Raw genomic sequence first — 20558 nt, forward strand, 5'->3', positions numbered from 1 at the left:
GGAGTTCTGGTGAAGCAGGTTGTACAGAACTACAAGAGCGGCGAGCTCGCGGTGCTCGACGTTCCGGTACCGGGGTGCAAGCCGGGCGGTGTGCTGGTGCGCAGCGCCTACTCGCTGATATCCACCGGCACCGAGCTCATGAAGGTCTCCGAGGCCGGCATGTCGATGCTGGGCAAGGCCCGCTCCCGCCCGGACCAGGTGGCCAAGGTCATGCAGAGCGTGGCCACCAACGGACTGCCCGCCACCTACCGCAAGGTGATGGGCAAGCTGGACTCCTACACCCCGCTCGGCTACTCGCTGTGCGGGGTCGTCGAGCAGGTCGGCGCCGGCATCGACGACGTGAAGGTCGGCGACCTCGTCGCCTGCGCGGGCAACGAACACGCGCTGCACGCCGAGTTGAACTGGGTCCCCAAGAACCTCTACGCCCCGGTCCCCGACGGCCTCGCCCCGCAGCACGCGGCCTTCGGCACCGTCGGCTCGATCGCGATGCAGGGCGTGCGTCAGGGCGAGCCCCAGCTCGGCGAGGTCGCCCTGGTCATCGGCCTCGGCCTCATCGGGCAACTGGTGGTGCAGCTCCTCACCGCGGCGGGCGTCCGCGTGGTCGGCGCCGACCCGGACCCGGCGCGCTGCGAACTCGCCGAGCGCCTGGGCGCCGCGGCCTGCGGCGACCCCGCCTCGGCCGCCGTGGAAGCGGCCGTCGCCGAACTCACCGACGGCCACGGCGTGGACCAGGTGTTCCTGGCGGCGGGCGGCGGCAGCAACCAGCCCGTCGAACTGGCCGCCCACCTCGCGCGGGACCGCGGCCGGGTCGTCGACATCGGCAAGTGCCGCCTCGACCTGCCCTGGAACGCGTACTACGAGAAGGAACTCGACGTCCGCTTCTCGCGCTCCTACGGCCCCGGTCGCTACGACCCGTCGTACGAGCTGGAGGGCCGCGACTACCCGATCGGCTACGTCCGCTGGACCGAGCGCCGCAACCTGGCCTGCTTCCTCGACCTCGTCGCCCGAGGCAGGGTCGACGTGGACCCCCTGGTCTCCCACATCGCCGATTTCGACGACGCCGTGGAGACGTATCAGCGGCTGAAGGACGGCGAGTTGAAGGCCGTGGCCGTGCTGTTCAAGTACCCCGAGCAGACGGGGGAAGCGGGGGAGCCGCAGGCCCCGTCGGTGGCCGTGCCCGCGGTGCCGGCCGCCACCAAGGCGTCCGCCCCGGCCCGGTCCGCCAAGACCCCGGTGCGTCTCGCGTTCGTCGGTGCGGGCAACTACGCGACGTCGATGCTGCTGCCGCACCTGGCCCGGCGCGAGGGCGTCGAACTGTCGACCGTCGTCACCACGACCGCGCTCTCCGGTGCCAACGCGCAGCGGAAGTTCGGCTTCGCCAACGCGACCACCGACCTCGACGCCGTCCTCGGTGACAAGTCCGTCGACGCGGTGTTCGTGGTCACCCGGCACAGCTCGCACGCCGAACTGACCCGGCAGGCGCTGCTGGCCGGCAAGACCGTGTTCGTGGAGAAGCCCCTGGCCCTCACCGAGGATGAGCTGGCCGGAGTCCTCGCGGCGGTGGAGGAGTCCGGCAACGACCGCATCCAGGTGGGCTTCAACCGCCGCTTCGCGCCGCTGCTCCAGGAGGCCAAGGACCGGTTCGGCGCGCGCAGCGGTCCGGCGAATCTGCGCTACCTGGTCAACGCGGGCAAGCTCCAGCACGGCAGCTGGTATCTCCAACAGGGCGCCGAGGGCTCGCGGTTCGCCGGTGAGGGCGGCCACTTCATCGACACGGCGAGCTGGCTCCTCGACGCCGACCCGGCCTCCGTGTACGCGACGGCCGCGCCCGGCAACGAGGACCTCCAGGTCGTCCTGCGCTACCCGGACGGCTCCACCGCCACCATCAGCTACGTCACCACCGGCGCCTCCGGCTTCCCCAAGGAGACCCTGGACCTGGTCGGGGACGGCAAGGTGCTGAAGCTCGACGACTTCGTCCGTGCCTCGGTCCACGGCCCCAAGAAGTGGGTCAGTTCGCGGCTGCCCAAGGCCCGGGACAAGGGCCAGAACGCCGAACTGGCCGCGTTCGTCAAGGCGGTTCGGACCGGCGGACCGATGCCGGTGCCGCTGGAGTCGCTGGTCGCCACCACGGTGGCCACTCTCGCCGTGCAGGCCGGCCTGGCGGGCGGCGCACCGGTGACCCTGGCGAGGCAGCCATGACCATGAGCGCGGGCTGGTACCTGCGGCGGCTGTCCCGGATGGGACCGCGGGAGGTCGCGGGCCGGGCGGGCGACGCCGTGCGGAGGCGGCGGTGGCGATCGGCGCGCCCTGACTGCCCGAGCGTGACCGGCGCCCGGTTCACCGCGGTCCTGCCGGAAGAGGCGATCGCCTCGGTGGCACCGGACGCCGCGAAGCGTCTGGTCGCCGAGGCGGACCGGCTGATGTACGGGCACGCCGAGTTCTTCGGGGTGGTCCGCGACGACCTGGACGACCCGGACTGGTGGCGCGACCCGAAGACCGGGCTCCGGGCCCCCTGGGGCTACGCCTTCGACGTGCCGTACCGGGACGAGGACGCGGTCGGGGACATCAAGCAGATCTGGGAGCTGTCGCGGCACCAGTACCTGACCGTGCTCGCCGCCGCCTACGCGATCACCGGCAACGAGCGGTACGCCGAGCGCGTGGCCGAGCATCTGCGGTCGTGGTGGGCGGCCAACCCGCCACTGCGCGGCGTGCACTGGCTCAGCGGTATCGAGCTGGGCATCCGGCTGCTGTCCTGGGTGTGGGTCCGCCGGCTGCTCGACGGCTGGCCGGGCGCGGCCGAGCTGTTCGAGGACAACCCGGTGGCGCTGAACCAGATCTGGCACCACCAGCGCTGGCTGGCCGGCTTCCCCAGCCGGGGTTCCTCGGCCAACAACCACGTCATCGCCGAGACGGCCGGGCAGTTCGCCGCGGCCTGCGCGTTCAACTGGTTCCCCACGTCGGCGCGTTGGCGATCGGACGCCCTGCGCTCGCTGGACCGGCAGTTGCGCGCCAACACTTTCGACTCCGGTCTCAACCGCGAGCTGGCCACCGAGTACCACGGACTCGTCCTGGAACTGGGCCTGGCCGCCGTGGCCGAGGCGGACGCCGCCGACGTGCCGGTGCCCGAGTCGCTCCGGCTGGTACTGCTGCGGATGACCGACGCGCTGGCGGCCGTGGTGGACAACCGGCTGCGACCGCCCCGTCAGGGAGACGCGGACGACGGCCACGGCCTGATCCTGGACGGCGCGGGCACCGACCGCTGGGCCTCCCTGCTGGCCACCGGCGACGCCGTGTTCGGCCGGCTCGACTGGTGGCCGGAGGTGACCGCGACCGACGTGCGCACCCCGCTGCTGACCGCGCTCGTCCGGCCGTACGCGAAGAACACGGCCGCCCGCCCGGCGACCCGGCCGGCCCACTTCGCCGACGCCGGGCTCACCGTCCTGCGCGGTCCGGAGGAGATCTGGTGCCGCTGCGACGGCGGCCCGCACGGCTTCCTGTCCATCGCCGCGCACGCCCACGCCGACGCGCTGTCCGTGGAGGTGCGGCACGACGGAGTCGACGTGCTCGCCGATCCGGGGACGTACTGCTACCACGGTCAGCCCGTGTGGCGGCAGTACTTCCGCTCGACGCTCGGCCACAACACCCTGCAACTGGACGGCGGTGACCAGTCCGTCTCCGGCGGCCCGTTCCTGTGGACCAGGCACGCCCGCACCCGCGTCCTGGACGTGGACGACTCCGGGGCAGGGGTGGCCCGTTGGGCCGCGGAGCACGACGGCTACCAGGGCTCGGTGCACCGTCGCCGGGTCGAACTGACGGCCGCGAGCCAGGAGCTGAGGATCGTCGACGAGGTGCGCGGCCCGCGCCAGGAGGTCCGACTTGTGTTCCACCTCGGCCCCGCGATCGCCGCGGACCTGGTGGGGCACCGGGCGGTGCTCACCTGGATCCGGGACGGCGAGGGGCGGTCCGCGGTGCTCGACCTGCCCGGGCAGCTGTCCTGGCGGGCACATCGCGGCGAGACCGACCCACCGCTCGGGTGGTACTCCGCAGGATTCGGGCGCAAGGAACCCACCACCACGCTCGTCGGCACCGGATTCGCCGACGGCACGGACGGGTTCACCACAGTGCTCGGATTCCGCGGCTAGGGGGGGCACGTGGGCATCAGAAGACGGCACCGGGCGTTGGCGGTGATACTGCCGGCGCTGGCCGTGCTGACCGTGACCGGCTGCGAGAGCACGTCGAGCGCCCCGGACGCGAAGCCGAGCGCCGCGCCGTCCACGTCCACGTCCGCCGCCCGGCCCGTGGCCCGGGTGTGTGCCAACCCCGCCGCCGGACCGGCGAAGGCGCTGGCAGGGGCGGTGACCGTGGACCCCGCCGTGGTCGGCGATCTGGCGGCGAAGACCAAGAGCAGCCCCCCGAACACCACGTTCTGGCTCCGGCCGGGCACACACAGACTCGAGCGGGACCGCTACGCGCAGGTCATCCCCAAGAAAGGGGACCGCTACCTCGGTGCGCCAGGCGCGGTGCTCGACGGCCGCAAGGTCAACCAGTACGCCTTCGCGGGTACCGCGAGCGATGTCACCATCAGCCATCTGACCGTGCGGGGATTCGTCCCGCCGCTGGACGAGGGCGTGGTCAACCACGACTCGGCCGACGGATGGACGATCGAACACTCGACGATCCAGGACAACTCCGGTGCCGGGCTGATGGCCGGCGACCGCCAGCAGGTGCGCGCCAACTGCCTGCGCGACAACGGCCAGTACGGCATGAACGCGTACAAGGGCGACGGCCGCATCACCGGCCTGGTGGTCGAGGGCAACGAGATCGTGGGCAACAACACCGGCGACTGGGAGCGGCGGCGGGAGGGCTGCGGCTGTACCGGAGGCATCAAGTTCTGGGCCGTCGACCGCGCCGACGTGAGCGGCAACTGGGTGCACGACAACCGTGGAACGGGGTTGTGGGCGGACACCAACAACAACGACTTCCGCATCGAGAACAACGTGATCGAGGACAACGACGGAGCCGCACTGATCTACGAGACCAGCTACAACGCGGTCATCCGGGACAACACGATCCGGCGGAACAACTGGGTCGAGGGCCGCAAGGCGGCCGCCGGCGGCGACAACTTCCCCTACGCGACCGTCTACCTGTCGGAGTCCGGCGGCGAACCACGGATCCCGGCCCGCACCGACAAGATCGATGTCTACCGGAACGTGCTGGAGAACAACTGGTCCGGGATCACCCTGTGGGAGAACGCCGACCGGTTCTGCAACAGCCCGGCCAACACCTCCTCCGGTGACTGCACCCGGCTGGTGAAGAAGACGAGCAGCTGTGTGAGACCGGCGATCACCAAGGCGCCGCTCTACTCCGACTGCCGGTGGAAGACCCAGCGGGTGGACATCCACGACAACCGCTTCGTGCTCGACGAGTCCGTCGTCAAGTGCACGGAGATGTGCGACCGCATGGGGCTGCTGTCCAACTACGGCACCTATCCGGACTGGTCGCCGTACCAGGGCGAGCGGGTGGCCGACGCCATCACCGAGAAGCAGCACAACCGCTGGCACGACAACGTCTACGTCGGACCGTGGAAGTTCGTCGTCGAGGACCAGAGCCGGGTGCTCGACTTCGGACAGTGGCAGGCGGCGCCGTACCGGCAGGACAAGGGCAGCACCCTCGATCTGCGGGTGGGTGGTCGAGATGGCTGACAACCCCGCGCGCGAGGGTCTCCCCGGCGGACCGGACAAGGCCGGAACGCAGCCGGGCGCCGAACCGCGCCCGGCCCGCACCCCGAAGGCCGTCGGGATCGTGTGGGGGCTGCTGATCCTCAACACGCTCGGCTCCGCCGGGGCCAAGACCATCGTCCCGCTGCCCCGCTCCCTCATCCAGATGGTCACGATGGGCTCGCTGGTCGCCGCGTTCGGCCTGGCCCTCGTGGTCAACCAGCGGGTGCGCATCAGGTCCAGCGCCTACGTGCTGCTGCTCTCCCTGCTGCTGGTGTCGAGCGTGATCTCCAGCGCGAGCCTGGAGTCCGGGATGGGCGCGCTGTTCCGCTGCTTCCGCCTGACACTCTTCGTCGGCACCCTGTGGCTGCTCACCCGCTGGTGGGACGGCAGTGCGACCTTCGTCCGCCACCACATCCGGGCGTACTACGGGGTCCTCGGCTCGGTGGCCCTCGGCCTGGTCGTCGCCCCGGGCAAGGCCCTGCCCGACCTCTACGGCGGACGCCTCGTCGGCGCGCTGTGGCCGCTCACCCCGCCGCAGATCGGGCAGTACGCGGCGGTCATCATCGGGCTCACCGTGCTGCTCGTCATCGGCAGACGGACCGACCGGACCAGCGCCGTGCTGGTCATCGTGCCGTCGCTGGTGCTGCTCGCGCTGACCCACACCCGGACGGCCACGCTCGGCCTGCTGCTCGGGCTGGCGCTCGCGATCGGCTCGCTCGTCCTGACCAGTGCCGCGGCCCGCCGCTTCTTCACCTGGGCGGTGCTGATCTCCGTGGTGGCCGCGGTCGGCTTCGCCTCCGCGCTGCAGACGTGGTTCCTGCGCGGGCAGAGCCAGGAGAACTTCTCCAGTCTCACCGGGCGGGCCAAGGTGTGGAACGCCCTGCTGGCCGAGCCCCGGTCGACCGCGCAGCACCTGTTCGGCGTGGGCCTGGGCGACAAGTCGTTCGGCGGGCTGCCGATCGACAACAGCTGGCTGGCCGTCTACAACGAACAGGGTCTGATCGGCGTCACCCTCGTCGCGGCGATCATCGCCGTACTGGGTGGTGTCGCGCTGCTGCGGCCGCCGTCACTGGAGAGGGCCTGCGCGATCTTCCTGATCAGCTACTGCGCGATCGCCTCGTACACCGAGGCCGGTCTCGGTGACGCCTCGCCGTATCTGCTGCATCTGGCCCTGGCCGCCTCGCTGTTGGCGGCCCCGGCCAAGCCCGCCCCCTTCCTGATGCCCGAAGACAGCCGTCGGTACGTCCCGCGCTGGGCCCGTGGCTCGGAGGTGAACTGAGCATGCACGTCCTCGTGGTGCACAACCGCTACAACTCGGCGCAGCCGAGCGGGGAGAACAACGTCGTCGACCAGGAGGTGGAGCTGTTGCGCGCGGCCGGCCACCGGGTCGAGCTGTTCGAGCGGCGCAGCGACGACATCGGCGGCCGCTCCCTCCTCGGCAAGGTCGCGGTGCCGCTCCTGGTGCCGTGGAATCCGGCCGTGCGCAAGGAGTTGGCCGCCACACTGCGCGCCGAGCGGCCGGACGTGGTGCACGTCCACAACGTGTTCCCGCTCCTGTCGCCCGCGGTCCTCGCCGCGTGCGCCGACGCCGGAGTGCCCGCCGTCGCCACGCTGCACAACTACACCCAGGTCTGCCCGCCCGGCACACTCCAGCGGGACGGCCACCCGTGCACGGAGTGCGTCGGCTCGACCCCGCTGCCCGCCGTCCGGCACGGCTGCTACCGCAACTCCAGCCTCGCCACTGTGCCGCTCGCGATCAGCCTCTCGGTCAACCGGAAGCGCTGGTGGACCGGCGTGGAGCGCTTCCTGTGCATCTCCGCCGCGCAGCGCGACGTCCTGGTGACCTCCGGCATGCCGGCCGAACGCCTCGCGGTGAAGCACAACTTCGTCCCCGAACCCGACATCCGCCGGGAGGGTGAGGGCGAGCAGGTGCTCTATCTCGGCCGGCTCGCGGAGGCCAAGGGCGTACGGCTGCTCATGGCCGCGTGGGACGAGCTCGCGGCGAGCGGCGGTGTGGGCGTCCCGCTCGCGATCGCCGGCACCGGGCCGCTGGAGAAAGAGGTCACCGCCTGGGCGGCGGGCCGCGACGACGTGCGCTACGTCGGCCTGCTGGACCCGGCGGAGTGCCGCAAGGCCATCGCGCGGTCGGTCGCCGTGATCGCGCCCTCGACCTGGCTGGAGGCGTTCGGCCTGGTGGTCGTGGAGGCGATGGCGGCCGGGGTGCCGACCGTCGCCGCAGGGCACGGCGCCTTCGTCGAACTCGTCGAGGACGGAGTCACCGGGCTGCTGCACCAGCCCGGCGACGCCGCCTCGCTCGCGTCAGGCATCCGCCGGATCACCGCCGACCCGGACCGCAACCGGGAGATGGGCGAGGCGGCCCGGCGCCGCTACGAGCAGGGATTCAGCCCGGCCGTCGGCCTGGAGCGCCTGCTGGAGGAGTACCGCACCGCGATCGCGGGACGGTCAGCACCGGCTCCCGGTGGGAACACCCACGCGGGCAGGGGGGATGGGGACAGCACATGACACGATGCCGACTCTGCGGCTCGGAAGCGACGGCGAGCGTCGTCGACCTCGGGGCGACACCGCCGTGCGAGAGCTTTCTCGCCGCCGATCAACTGGACCTGCCGGAACCGGCGTACCCGCTTCATCTGCGGGTCTGCACCGACTGCTGGCTGGCGCAGATACCGCCGCTGATCACGCCGGAGGAGACGTTCAAGGAGTACGCGTACTTCTCCTCGTACTCGACCTCCTGGGTGGAGCACGCGCGCACCTTCGTCGACGGCGCGGTGGACCGCCTCGGCCTCGGCACCGACTCCTTCGTGGTCGAGGTCGCGAGCAACGACGGCTACCTGCTGCGGCACGTGGTGGACCGGGGGATCCGCTGCCTGGGCATCGAGCCCTCGGTGAACGTCGGTGCCGCCGCCCGTGAGGCGGGCGTGCCCACGTTCACGGACTTCCTGAGCCCCGACACCGGCGCGGCCGTCCGCGCCGAGCACGGCCCGGCGAACCTGGTCGTGGCCAACAACGTGTACGCGCACATCCCCGACGTGGTCGGCTTCACCCAGGGACTGCGCGCCCTGGTCGCCGACGACGGCTGGGTCTCCATCGAGGTGCAGCACCTGCTGACCCTGATCGAGGACAACCAGTACGACACGATCTACCACGAGCACTTCCAGTACTACACGGTCGCCTCCGCGATCCGGGCCCTCGCCAGCGGCGGACTCACGCTGGTGGACGTCGAGTTGCTGCCCACGCACGGCGGCTCCATCCGGCTGTGGTCCCGCCCGGCCGAGGTCGCGGGGGAGCCCTCGCAGCGGGTGGCCGACGTACTGGCCCGCGAAAAGGCCGCCGGGCTCCAGGAGTTGGCCGGGTACACCGAGTTCTCCGCCCGGGTCGCCAAGGTGCGCCGGGACCTGCTGCGGTTCCTCATCGATGCGGCCGACCGCGGCGAGACGGTCGTCGGCTACGGCGCCCCCGGCAAGGGCAACACCCTGCTCAACCACTGCGGCATCCGCCCCGACCTGCTCGCCTACACGGTCGACCGCAACCCGTACAAGCACGGCCGGTTCACCCCCGGCACCCGCATTCCGATCCTGTCGCCCGAGCAGATAGCGGCCGACAAGCCGGACTACGTCCTCGTCCTCCCGTGGAACCTGCGGGCCGAACTGGTCGAGCAGCTGTCCTACGTGCACGAGTGGGGCGGCCGGCTCGTCTTTCCCATCCCGGAACTGAGCATCGTCGAGGCGGCGCAGTCGAAAGAGGTCACAGCATGAAGGTCGTCCTGTTCTGCGGCGGTTACGGGATGCGCATGCGCAACGGAACCTCCGACGACGTGCCCAAGCCCATGGCGATGGTCGGGCCCAGACCCCTGATCTGGCACGTCATGCGCTACTACGCGCACTTCGGGCACAAGGAGTTCATCCTGTGCCTCGGCTACGGCGCCCACCACATCAAGAACTTCTTCCTCAACTACGAGGAGACCGCCTCCAACGACTTCGTCCTGCGCGGCGGGCGGACCGAGTTGCTCTCCACCGACATCGCCGACTGGACGATCACCTTCGCCCAGACCGGCATCGAGTCGCCCATCGGAGAGCGGCTGCGCCGGGTGCGCCACCACCTGGACGGCGACGAGATGTTCCTCGCCAACTACGCCGACGTGCTGACCGATGCCCCGCTGCCGGAGATGATCGACAAGTTCGCCCAGCGCGACGCCGGCGCGTCGATGATGGTCGTACCGCCCCAATCCTCCTTCCACTGCGTGGAGTTGGGCGAGGACGGCCTGGTGGGAGGCATCACCGCGGTGAGCGACATGCCGCTCTGGGAGAACGGCGGCTACTTCGTGCTCCGCCAGGAAGTCTTCGACCACATACCGGAGAACGGCGACCTGGTCGCCGACGGATGTGCCCAACTGGCCAAGCAGGGACGGCTGGTGGCACACCAGCACCGCGGCTTCTGGAAGCCGACGGACACCGTGAAGGAGCGGGCCGCGCTCGACGAGGCCTACACCCGGGGCGAGCGCCCGTGGGCCGTGTGGGAGCGGGACAGCGCGGGGGTGCGTGCGTGATCAGGCTCGGAGCCGGTCCTCTGGACCGGATCGTGGCGGTGGGCGCGCACTGCGACGACATCGCCATCGGCGCCGGCGGCACCCTGCTGACGCTGTGCCAGGCGCGGCCCGGCATCCGCGTCGACGCGCTGGTGCTCTCCGGTGGCGGCAGCGAGCGCGAGCAGGAGGAACAGGCCGCGCTCACCGCCTTCTGTCCGGGTGCCGACCTGCGCCTGACCGTGCACAAACTGCCGGACGGCCGCCTGCCCGCGCACTGGGAGGAGGCCAAGGCCGCCGTCGAGGAACTCCGCGCGCAGACCGAGCCCGAACTGGTCCTCGCGCCGCGCACCGACGACGCCCACCAGGACCACCGCGGTCTGGCGCAGCTCATGACCACGGCGTTCCGCGACCACCTCGTGCTCGGCTACGAGATCGTCAAGTGGGACGGCGACCTCGGCCGACCCGCGGCCTACCAGCCGCTGGAGACCGAGACCGCCGAACAGAAGGTACGGCTGCTGCAGGAGCACTACCCCTCGCAGCGCCACCGCCCGTGGTACGACCGGGAGGCCTTCCTCGGCCTCGCCCGGATCCGCGGTATCGAATGCCACGCGCGCTACGCCGAGGCCTTCGCCGTCACCAAACTCACGCTCAACCTGGGGGGTTGAACACCTTGCGCGTACTACTGACCGGACACCAGGGATATCTGGGCACCGTGATGGCACCCGTCCTCACCGCCGCGGGACACGAGGTCGCCGGCCTCGACTCCGGCCTCTTCGCCGACTCCGTCCTGGGCCCGCAGCCCGCCGACCCGCCCGGCGTGCGGGTGGACCTGCGCGACCTCACCGCCGAGCACGTGGCCGGATTCGACGCGGTGATCCACCTGGCCGCGCTCTCCAACGACCCGCTCGGCTCGCTGGCTCCGGAACTCACCTACGACATCAACCACCACGCGTCCGTACGACTGGCGAAGCTGGCCCGCGACGCCGGAGTCGGCCGCTTCCTGTACGCGTCGACCTGCTCCGTCTACGGCGCCTCCGGCGGCGACGACCTGGTCACGGAGGACGCTCCACTGCGCCCAGTGACGCCGTACGCGGAGTCGAAGGTGCGGGTCGAGGACGACGTGCACGCGCTCGCCGACGACGACTTCACCCCGGTGTTCATGCGCAACGCCACCGCCTTCGGCTACTCGCCCCGGCTGCGCGCCGACATCGTGCTGAACAACCTGGTCGGCCACGCGCTGCTCTCCGGCGAGGTGCTGGTCCTCTCCGACGGCACCCCCTGGCGCCCGCTCGTGCACGCCGCCGACATCGCCCGCGCCTTCACGGCCGCGCTCACCGCGCCGCGCGAGGCGGTCCACGACCGGGCGTTCAACATCGGCAGCGAGATCAACAACGTCACGGTCGCCGAGATCGCCGAGCAGGTCGCCGAGGCGGTGTCCGGCGCGAAGGTCGTGATCACCGGGGAGAACGGCGCCGACCCGCGGTCGTACCGCGTGGACTTCTCCCGCTTCCGCACCGCGATCCCCGACTTCGACTGCGAGTGGACGGTGAAGCAGGGCGCTCTCGAACTCGCCGACGCCTACCGGAAGTTCGACCTGACCCGGGAGGACTTCGAGCAGCGCTTCACCCGCCTCGCCGTGCTCAAGGCGGCCTCCGAGGCCGGCACCGTCGACGACACCCTGCGGTGGCGCCGATGACCGAGCCGGGCGAGGAAATGCACGGTCTGGTGGAGCGGCTGTACCCGCTCTGCCGGAGCATCACCGGCGACGGTGTGCGCGCCACCCTGGACATCGTCGGCGAGTACATCCCGCTGCAGGTGCACGAAGTGCCGACCGGGACGCAGGTGCTCGACTGGACGGTGCCGCAGGAGTGGAACATCCGGGACGCGTACATCGCCGACAGCACGGGCCGACGGGTCGTCGACTTCGCCGAGTCCAGCCTGCACGTGCTCGGCTACAGCGTGCCCGTGTCGAGGACCATGCCGCTCGCCGAGCTGCGCGCACACCTGCACACCCTGCCGGACCACCCGAACTGGGTGCCGTACCGCACGAGTTACTACAAGCCGGAGTGGGGTTTCTGCCTGGCGCAGGAGACCCTGGACGCGCTGCCCGAGGGCGACTACGAGGTGCGGATCGACTCCACCCTCGCGGACGGACACCTCACCTATGCCGAGCACGTGGTCCCCGGACAGGTCGCCGACGAGGTGATCGTCTCCTGCCACACCTGTCACCCGTCGCTGGCCAACGACAACCTCGCGGGCATCGCCGTGGCGACGTTCCTCGCCCGGCAGCTGGCGCGTGAAACGCCGTACTACACCTACCGGTTCATCTTCGCGCCCGGCACCATCGGGGCGATCACCTGGCTGGCCCGCAACGCCGAGCGGGTGGATCGGGTCAAGCACGGCCTCGTGCTGGCCTGCGCCGGAGACAGGGGCCAACTGACGTACAAACAGAGCAGGCGTGGCGACGCGGAGATCGACCGGGTGCTGCGGTACGTGCTGGACACCTCCCAACGCCCGCACAGCATCACGGAGTTCACCCCGTACGGCTACGACGAGCGGCAGTACTGCTCGCCCGGCTTCAATCTGGGCGTGGGCTCCCTCACCCGCACCCCGTACGCCGGCTACCCCGAGTACCACACCTCGGCGGACAACCCGGACTTCGTCTCCCCGGAGGCGATGGCCGACACCCTCGCGGTCTGCCGCGAGGCGTTCGCCGTTCTCGACCGCAACCGGCGGTACGTGAACCTCAGCCCTTACGGTGAACCGCAGTTGGGCCGGCGCGGGCTGTACGACGCGCTGGGGGGCCGCAGCGACACCAAGCAGGCCCAGATGGCCATGCTCTGGGTGCTCAACCTCTCCGACGGCGAGCACAGCCTGCTGGACGTCGCCGAGCGGTCCGGGCTGCCGTTCGACACCGTCGCCGCAGCGGCCGACGCCCTGCGCGGTGCCGACCTGGTCAAGGAATGACGCCCATGACCGTCCCGGGGGAGAAGACGACAGCACCGGCCGGGTCCGCCAAGCGGGCCCTGGTCGGCCGGCTGTCCTGGGGACTGGCCGACCAGGCGGCCTCCAGCATCAGCAACTTCGCGGTGGGCATCTACGTGGCCCGCTCGCTGGGCGTGACCGCGTTCGGCGTGTTCAGCCTCGCCTGGGTGACCTACGGCGTGGTCCTCAACGTCTCCCGGGGCCTTGCCACCGACCCGCTCGTGGTGCGCTTCAGCGGCGTGCCGGAGGCGTCCTGGCGCGGGGCGGTGGCCCGGTCGACGGGCACCGCGCTCGGTGTCGGCGCGGCCCTCGGCGTGGTCTGCCTGGCGGCCGGGCTCGGCCTCGGCGGCCGGGTGGGGCCCGCGTTCGTGGCCCTCGGCGTCATGCTGCCGGGACTGCTGCTCCAGGACGCCTGGCGGTTCTCGTTCTTCGCCGCCGGCGCCGGGCGCAAGGCGTTCGTCAACGACGTCGTGTGGGGCGTCGCGCTCGTCCCGGCCATGGTGGTGGCGGCCCACGTCGACACCGTGGCCGCCTTCGTGCTCGCCTGGGGCGCGTCCGCCACGGTCGCCGCGGCGTACGGCTACCTCCAGTCCGGCATCCGGCCCCGGCCGGCCGAGGCACGCGGCTGGCTCCGCGAGCAGCGCGATCTCGGCTACCGGTACCTGGTCGAGAACGTCAGCCTCAGCGGCGCCAGCCAGGTGCGGGCGTACGGGCTCGGCGCGATCGTCGGAGTGAGCGCGGTGGGCGCGGTGCGGGGTGCCGAACTCCTGATGGGCCCCTTCCTCGCCGTACTGATGGGGCTGTCGCTGGTCACCGTCCCCGAGGCGGCCCGCGTGCTGCGGCAGGCCCCGCACCGGCTGGGCAGGTTCTGCCTCTTCCTCGGCGGGGGACAGGCCACCGGCGCGCTGCTGTGGGGCGCGGCGCTGCTGCTGATGCCGGGCGGGCTGGGCGAGTTGGCGCTCGGCGACGTCTGGCACTCCTCCTCGCATCTCCTCGTGCAGATCACCCTCAGCGTCGCGGGCGCGGGTCTCGGCACCGGCGCGGCGGCCGGACTGCGCGCGCTCGGCGCGGCCCGTCGCAGCCTGCGCTGCCAGCTGTTCGCCTCCGCCTGCTACGTCGGCGGCGGACTCGGCGGCGCGGCCCTCGGCGGCACGTCCGGTTCGGCCTGGGGCGTCGCCGCCGCGACCATCAGTGGCTCGGCCGTGTGGTGGCTGCAACTGCGCTCCGCCCTGCGCGAGCGCCACCGAGAACCCATCCCCGAAGTGAGGACCTCATGACCGACCGACCCAGGCTGAGCATCGGCCTGCCCGTCTACAACGGCGAGGAGTACCTGGCCGAGTCGTTCGACGCGCTGCTCGGCCAGACCTACGAGGACTTCGAACTGGTCGTCTCCGACAACGCCTCGACCGACGGCACCGAGGCCGTCTGCCGCAAGTACGCCGCCCAGGACTCCCGCATCCGCTACCTCCGGCTGCCCCGCAACATCGGCGCCACCCCGAACCACAACCATGTGCTGGCCGAGTCCCGCGGCGAGCTCTTCAAGTGGGCCTCGCACGACGACCTCTACGGCCGTGACCTGCTGACGCGCTGCATAGAGGCACTGGACGAGCGGCCCGACGTCATCCTCGCGCACACCGACCAGGCGGTCATCGACGGCGACGGCCAGGTGACGGTGCCCTACGAGTACACGCTCGCCACCGGCTCGCCGCACGCCCCGGAGCGCTTCCGCAGTCTGCTGTTCGAGCCGGGCGGCGACGACTTCTACGGAGTGATGCGGACCGACGTGCTGCGCCGGGTGAAACCGATGGACAGCTACCACCACGCGGACCGTACGTACGTCGCCGAGATCACCCTGCACGGACGCTTCCACCAGGTGCCGGAACTGCTCTACTTCCGCCGCGACCACCCCAACCGCGCCGAGCGGGCCAACCCGTCCAAGCGCTCCCGGTGCGTCAACCTGGACCCGCGCCGGGCGGGTCTGCTGCACCCGACGCCCAGGCTGCTCGCCGAGTACGTGTGGGGCTTCGCCTCCGCGATCCGGCGGGCGCCGATCTCCCCGGCCGACCGGCGTGCCTGCTACGGCCACCTGGCCGCGTGGATGACCAGCCGGGTGCGGCCGGGCGCCGGCGAGCGGGTCGAGGACCGGGCCCCGGTCGACCCGGCCCAGCTCACGGTCTCCGTGGACGCCCTCGTCGCCGGCCGCGAAGGGAGGCACGCATGACGTCCGCGCCCCAACAGCCGGTGCGTGTCGGGGTGTTCGGCCTCCTCGGTTCCGGCAACCTCGGCAACGACGGGTCGCTCGAAGCCGTCCTCGGATACCTCCGCAGAGACCATCCGGACGCGGCCGTGGACGCACTGTGCGGCGGACCCGAGGCCGTGACGGCCCGGTTCGGGATCCCCGCCACGCGACTGCACTGGAACCGCGCCGAGTACCGCACCGCGTCCCGCCTGGGCTCGATCGTGGCGAAGGGGCTGGGCAAGTTCGTCGACGTCTTCCGCACCGCCGCCTGGGTGCGCCGCCACGACGTGGTGATCGTGCCGGGCATGGGCGTCCTGGAAGCCACTCTGCCGCTGCGGCCCTGGGGCTTCCCGTACTCGCTGTTCCTGCTCTGCGCGAGCGGGAAGCTGACGCGGACAAGGGTCGCCCTGGTCAGCGTCGGCGCCGCCGAGATCCGTAACCGGCCCACCCGCGCCCTGGTCCGCTGGTCGGGCCGCCTGGCCGCCTACCGCTCCTACCGGGATGACCAGTCCCGGGACGCGATGCGGGCGATGGGCGTCGACACCGCGCGCGACGAGGTCTACCCGGACCTCGCCTTCTCCCTCCCGTCACCACCCGCGAACACACCCTCGGGCGCACCGGGCACGGTCTGCGTCGGCGTCATGGACTTCCACGGCGGCAACGACGACCGCGCCCGCGCCGACGAGATCTACGGCCGCTATCTCGACGGCACGATCCGGTTCGTCCGCACCCTGGTCGAGGAGGGCAGGACGGTCCGGCTGCTCACCGGCGACCGGTGCGACGCGACGGTGGTGGCCGCGATCCTCGACGCGGTGGACTCCCCGCTGGTCACCGCGGCCGAACCGACCTCCCTGGACGACCTGATGAAGGAGATGACGGCCGCCGACACCGTGGTGGCAGTCAGGTACCACAACCTCATCTGCGCGCTGAAGACCGGAACGCCGGTGCTCGCGCTCAGCTACGCGGCGAAGAGTGACGCGCTCATGGACCGGATGGGTCTCGGCGCGTTCTGCCACCCGGCCCGCGAGGTCGACGCCGACCGGTTGCTGGAGCAATTTCGGGCGCTGGAGAAGCGATCGCCCGAACTGCGGCAGACGCTCGTCGAGCGGAACCGGGACGCCGCCCACCAACTCGACCGCCAGTTCGCCGACTTGACCGCGGCCCTGTTCCCGGCGGCCGACCGCACCCACGTCCACGCTCGGCAGGAGTCTCCATGAAAGCGACCGAAGTCCCGGAGATAGCAGGCGCGTTCCTGTTCGAGCCGACGCCGTACGCCGACGAACGCGGCTTCTTCTGCCGCACCTTCGACGTCGACGTGGTCCGTTCGGTGGGCCTCGACCCGCACGCCTTCGTCCAGGACAGCGTGTCCCGCTCGGTCCGGGGCGTGGTGCGCGGTCTGCACCTGCGCTCCGGCGCCGGCGAGGCCAAGTTGGTGCGGTGCTCGTACGGGCGGATCTTCGACGTCGTGGTGGACCTGCGGCCGGATTCCCCGACCTTCCGCCATTGGATTTCCTTTGAACTCACAGGAGAATCACAGCCAACTCTTTACATTCCCGCGGGATGCGCGCACGGTTTTCAGGCACTGACCGACACCGCCGACACCTCGTACCGGATCGACCGCCCGCACGATCCGGCCGAGGACGTGACCATCGCCTACGACGACCCGGAACTGGCCATTCCCTGGCCGCTGCCGGCTGCACTGATGTCCCAGCGGGACCGCGCGGCGCCGAGTCTCGCCGAGGTCCTGAAGCACAGAGAAAGTTGAGGTCCCCGTGGACACCGAAGAGTTCCACCTGCCCCTGTCGCGGACAGCCAACGAGCGGCTGCACGCCATGATCCCCGGGGGTGCGCACACCTACGCCAAGGGCGACGACCAGTACCCCGAGAACCTGGCCCCCGTCATCAGCCACGGCAGCGGTGCCCACGTGTGGGACGTCGACGGCAATCGCTACATCGAGTACGGCTCGGGCCTGCGGTCGGTCAGCCTCGGCCACGCCCACCCGCGCGTGGTCGAGGCGGTGCGGCGGGAACTCGACCGCGGCAGCAACTTCGTCCGGCCGTCCATCGTGGAGGTCGAGGCCGCCGAACGCTTCCTGGCCACCGTGCCGACGGCCGAGATGGTGAAGTTCGCGAAGAACGGCTCCGACGCCACCACCGCGGCGATACGGCTCGCCCGCGCCGTCACCGGGCGCCTGCGGGTGGCCATCTGCGGGGACCACCCGTTCTTCTCCGTGGACGACTGGTTCATCGGCACCACGCCGATGTCGGCGGGCATCCCGGCGGCGACCACGGATCTCACCGTGGCGTTCCCTTACGGGGACCTGGCCGCCACGGAGGATCTGCTCACCCGGTACGACGGCGAGATCGCCTGTCTGATCCTCGAACCCGCCGCCCACACCGAGCCACCGCCCGGATACCTCGCCGGCCTGCGCGAGCTGGCCGACCGGTACGGCTGCGTACTGATCTTCGACGAGATGATCACCGGCTTCCGCTGGTCCGAGGCGGGCGCCCAGGGCCTGTACGGCGTGGTCCCCGACCTCTCCACGTTCGGCAAGGCGCTGGGCAACGGGTTCGCCGTCTCCGCGCTGGCCGGGCGCCGGGAGCTGATGGAGTGGGGCGGGCTGCGGCACTCCGGTGAGCGGGTGTTCCTGCTGTCCACCACGCACGGTGCGGAAACGCATGCCCTGGCAGCGGCGATGGCCGTGCAGGCCACCTACGTCGAGGAGGGCGTCACCGCGCGGCTGCACGCCCTCGGCGAACGGCTGGCGGCCGGGGTCCGCGAGGCGGCGGCCGGCATGGGCGTCGGCGACCACGTCGTCGTCCGGGGACGGGCCAGCAATCTGGTCTTCGCCACTCTCGACGAGAACGGGCAGCCGTCGCAGCAGTACCGCACCCTGTTCCTGCGCCGGCTCCTGGCGGGCGGAGTGCTGGCCCCGTCCTTCGTGGTGAGCAGCGCACTGACGGACGCGGACATCGACCGCACCGTCGACGTGGTGGCCCAGGCATGCGCGGTGTACCGGAAGGCGCTGGACGCCGCCGACCCCACTCCCTGGCTCGCCGGGCGACCGGTGAAGCCCGTGTTCCGCAGCGCGGTGTGACGTGACGTGAGGTGACGTCAGTGGCGCGCCTGCCGACCGGCATCTGCCGTTCGGCGGTCCGACCGCTCGCCCAGCCGGTCGGCCGTCCGGTCGACCAGCCACGCGGTCGCCGGGACGACCGCCAGCGCGGTGCACCAGCCGCCGAGGGCGTCGGTCGGATAGTGCGCGCCCAGTCCGACCTGCGCCCATCCCATGGCGGCGCCGGCCGCCAGCGCCGCGGTGAGCACGAGTGACGTGCCGGCCGTCCTGCCGAGGCCGAGCCGTGGGGTGGCGAGAAGCGCCGCCATGAGGGCGAGGGCGGTGAAGAAGGCGGTGTGCCCGCTGGGATAGGACAGGTTGTCGGGGCCGTGGATGGTGCGTCCCACCAGGTGCTTCAGCAGCGTCGCCGTCCCTACGGTCGTGGCGGCGCCGGCGACGACGAACACGGCCGCGCGGGGACGCCGCAGCAGCAGGCAGCCCGCCACGGCGACCGCGAGCAGCACCCCCGCGCCCACGGGCTCTCCCAGGAAGTCCAGGGCGAGGGCGACGCGCCGCCACGGCGGCCGCAGACTGTCGGCGGTCGGCGCGATGATCCACCGGTCCACGGTCCCGGACTCGCCGTGGCCCGCGTACATGACCCCGAGCACGACGACCACCAGGGCGGCGAGGACCGCGATCAGTCCGAGCCACGGGCGCAGCGGCCGGGGCAGCACCGATGTCGCCGGCCGGCCGGTCAGCTGATCCAACGCGCGTCCCCCATCGTGTCCGACTCGCCTTTCGGCGACCATGACCGTCCCCCGGACACCCGTACCTTGCCTGTACGCCTCTCACGGGAGCCGTCAGCACCCTAGCCGCATTCGGTAGGACGGTGGCGGAACAGGTCAGAGGCCCGCGGCCCTGGCCGCCGTGAACACCTCGGCGGACACGTCCTTCAGTTCCTGCGCGTCGCGCGCGGCCCATGAGAGGTCGACCAGGAACTCGTCGAGACCGATCCCCTCGTACGCCATGGGGTCGGTGACGATCTGCTCGACGTCGCCCTGAAACGGGATGTGCAGCGGGGCGACCAGCACGGCGGTGCCCAGCCGGGTCATGCCGGTGTGCTCCTTCGTCATTGGGTGCGCGATCGAATGAGAAGCCGCGGTCCACGGCAGAGCGCTCCGGCGGGTGACGTGCGGCCTGTGGCTGCGCGCGTCACCCGCCGGGGAGGAGCGGTCAGTGCTTGTCGACGGCCGAGGCCCAGTCGAAGTTCACGCCCATGTCGGAGTACATCTTCGAGTAGCCGACGAAGCAGTTGAACGTCGTGACCTTGCCGTTCTTCAGGTACCAGAAGTCGGCGGTCGGGGCGTCGACCTTCTGGCCCTTCCCCTTGACGAAGCCGCCCGTCGGCGCCTGGAGTTGACCGTCGAACGTGCCCTGGATCGACAGCTCGATGCTGATGGTGTCGCCGTTCACGGTGATGCGCTTGAGCTCACGGTGGACATCGGAGAAGAGGCCCTTCATGTAGGGCAGCACGGCGCCGAGCGCCTCCCCGCGGTAGGCCACGCCGGGGACCATGTCGTTGAAGACGCCGTCCTTGGTGAAGCTGTTGACGAACGTCGGGACGTCGATGTGGCTGCCCTCGGCCACGTAGTAGTCGCGCAGGACGACCGCGAGGTTGGCCTTCTCGTGCTTGGTCAGGTGCCGGTCGGTGAGCGGCAGCTTCGCCAGCTCGCGAGCGGTGAGGGGTGCGGGGGCCGCCGTACTGCCTTGGGTCGAAGCGGTGTTGTGGGAAGAGCTCGCGGCCTGGGACGGCAGCGCGGCGATGGTGAGACCACCCAGGACAACTACCGCGGTCGCGGCGGTGATCGACTTCCGGCTGAGCAGCTTCATGACGAGTTCCTTCAGATCGGTTTCTGGTCCGCCTTGGTAAATCAAACGCTCGCTTGAGATTATGAACGGCAAGGCAACCTGTCAAGCGACTGTTTGAACTGTGTGGGATTGCTTGACAATCAACT

18 protein-coding genes are annotated in these 20558 nt (G+C 71.1%); 15 read left to right on the forward strand and 3 right to left on the reverse strand.

Going from position 1 to position 20558, the window contains the following annotated elements:
• The first annotated feature begins 9 nt into the window (after positions 1-9).
• Genes ACWD5F_RS24565 through ACWD5F_RS24635 form a run of 15 tightly spaced genes read left to right on the forward strand, consistent with a single transcriptional unit; the run spans position 10 to position 18585 of the window.
• The gene (locus tag ACWD5F_RS24565) at positions 10-2199 is read left to right on the forward strand and encodes a bi-domain-containing oxidoreductase (RefSeq protein WP_451257316.1); all 2190 of its coding nucleotides are present in this window, start codon (positions 10-12) and stop codon (positions 2197-2199) included.
• Positions 2196-4142 (forward strand): alginate lyase family protein, encoded by a 1947-nt coding sequence (locus ACWD5F_RS24570; protein WP_451257318.1) that lies wholly within the window; start codon positions 2196-2198, stop codon positions 4140-4142. Before ACWD5F_RS24565 ends, ACWD5F_RS24570 begins: the two co-directional genes overlap by 4 nt.
• Positions 4143-4151: 9 nt before the next feature.
• Positions 4152-5702, forward strand: a complete 1551-nt coding sequence (locus ACWD5F_RS24575) for a right-handed parallel beta-helix repeat-containing protein (RefSeq protein WP_451257320.1) — start codon at positions 4152-4154, stop codon at positions 5700-5702.
• Complete coding sequence (locus ACWD5F_RS24580) at positions 5695-6999, forward strand: O-antigen ligase domain-containing protein (RefSeq protein WP_451257322.1); 1305 nt, start codon at positions 5695-5697, stop codon at positions 6997-6999. Before ACWD5F_RS24575 ends, ACWD5F_RS24580 begins: the two co-directional genes overlap by 8 nt.
• A gap of 2 nt (positions 7000-7001) precedes the next feature.
• On the forward strand, positions 7002-8243 hold the full coding sequence (locus ACWD5F_RS24585; RefSeq protein ID WP_451257324.1) for a glycosyltransferase family 4 protein: 1242 nt from the start codon (positions 7002-7004) through the stop codon (positions 8241-8243).
• Entirely contained in the window at positions 8240-9493 is a 1254-nt protein-coding gene (locus ACWD5F_RS24590) for a class I SAM-dependent methyltransferase (RefSeq protein WP_451257326.1), read from the forward strand. Before ACWD5F_RS24585 ends, ACWD5F_RS24590 begins: the two co-directional genes overlap by 4 nt.
• Positions 9490-10284 carry a sugar phosphate nucleotidyltransferase gene (locus ACWD5F_RS24595; protein ID WP_451257328.1) on the forward strand — a complete coding sequence of 265 codons (795 nt, stop codon included), beginning with the start codon at positions 9490-9492 and terminating at the stop codon, positions 10282-10284. The genes ACWD5F_RS24590 and ACWD5F_RS24595 overlap by 4 nt, the downstream gene beginning before the upstream one ends.
• Positions 10281-10928 carry a PIG-L deacetylase family protein gene (locus tag ACWD5F_RS24600; protein ID WP_451257330.1) on the forward strand — a complete coding sequence of 216 codons (648 nt, stop codon included), beginning with the start codon at positions 10281-10283 and terminating at the stop codon, positions 10926-10928. Before ACWD5F_RS24595 ends, ACWD5F_RS24600 begins: the two co-directional genes overlap by 4 nt.
• Before the next feature lie 5 nt (positions 10929-10933).
• Positions 10934-11959, forward strand: a complete 1026-nt coding sequence (locus ACWD5F_RS24605) for an NAD-dependent epimerase/dehydratase family protein (RefSeq protein ID WP_399123257.1) — start codon at positions 10934-10936, stop codon at positions 11957-11959.
• Positions 11947-13230, forward strand: a complete 1284-nt coding sequence (locus tag ACWD5F_RS24610; RefSeq protein ID WP_451257332.1) for a DUF4910 domain-containing protein — start codon at positions 11947-11949, stop codon at positions 13228-13230. The genes ACWD5F_RS24605 and ACWD5F_RS24610 overlap by 13 nt, the downstream gene beginning before the upstream one ends.
• Positions 13227-14525: a hypothetical protein gene (locus ACWD5F_RS24615; RefSeq protein WP_451257334.1), complete on the forward strand. Its 1299-nt coding sequence runs from the start codon at positions 13227-13229 to the stop codon at positions 14523-14525. Before ACWD5F_RS24610 ends, ACWD5F_RS24615 begins: the two co-directional genes overlap by 4 nt.
• Positions 14522-15469: a glycosyltransferase family 2 protein gene (locus ACWD5F_RS24620; RefSeq protein ID WP_124002131.1), complete on the forward strand. Its 948-nt coding sequence runs from the start codon at positions 14522-14524 to the stop codon at positions 15467-15469. The genes ACWD5F_RS24615 and ACWD5F_RS24620 overlap by 4 nt, the downstream gene beginning before the upstream one ends.
• Positions 15466-16704, forward strand: a complete 1239-nt coding sequence (locus ACWD5F_RS24625) for a polysaccharide pyruvyl transferase family protein (RefSeq protein ID WP_451257336.1) — start codon at positions 15466-15468, stop codon at positions 16702-16704. The genes ACWD5F_RS24620 and ACWD5F_RS24625 overlap by 4 nt, the downstream gene beginning before the upstream one ends.
• The gene (gene rfbC, locus ACWD5F_RS24630) at positions 16701-17252 is read left to right on the forward strand and encodes a dTDP-4-dehydrorhamnose 3,5-epimerase (RefSeq protein ID WP_451257338.1); all 552 of its coding nucleotides are present in this window, start codon (positions 16701-16703) and stop codon (positions 17250-17252) included. Before ACWD5F_RS24625 ends, rfbC begins: the two co-directional genes overlap by 4 nt.
• Positions 17253-17259: 7 nt before the next feature.
• Positions 17260-18585 carry a glutamate-1-semialdehyde 2,1-aminomutase gene (locus ACWD5F_RS24635; RefSeq protein ID WP_451257340.1) on the forward strand — a complete coding sequence of 442 codons (1326 nt, stop codon included), beginning with the start codon at positions 17260-17262 and terminating at the stop codon, positions 18583-18585.
• 17 nt (positions 18586-18602) lie between these two features.
• Here the strand turns inward: ACWD5F_RS24635 and ACWD5F_RS24640 are convergent, their stop codons facing one another.
• The 3 genes from ACWD5F_RS24640 to ACWD5F_RS24650 form a co-directional block, all read right to left on the reverse strand.
• Positions 18603-19301 carry a phosphatase PAP2 family protein gene (locus tag ACWD5F_RS24640; protein WP_451257570.1) on the reverse strand — a complete coding sequence of 233 codons (699 nt, stop codon included), beginning with the start codon at positions 19299-19301 and terminating at the stop codon, positions 18603-18605.
• A gap of 144 nt (positions 19302-19445) precedes the next feature.
• Positions 19446-19676 carry a hypothetical protein gene (locus tag ACWD5F_RS24645; RefSeq protein WP_451257342.1) on the reverse strand — a complete coding sequence of 77 codons (231 nt, stop codon included), beginning with the start codon at positions 19674-19676 and terminating at the stop codon, positions 19446-19448.
• 100 nt (positions 19677-19776) lie between these two features.
• A complete protein-coding gene (locus ACWD5F_RS24650) occupies positions 19777-20433 on the reverse strand; it encodes a nuclear transport factor 2 family protein (RefSeq protein ID WP_451257344.1) in 657 nt (218 codons plus the stop codon).
• Between the last annotated feature and the right edge of the window lie 125 nt (positions 20434-20558).

This window comes from Streptomyces sp. NPDC002499, assembly GCF_053595415.1.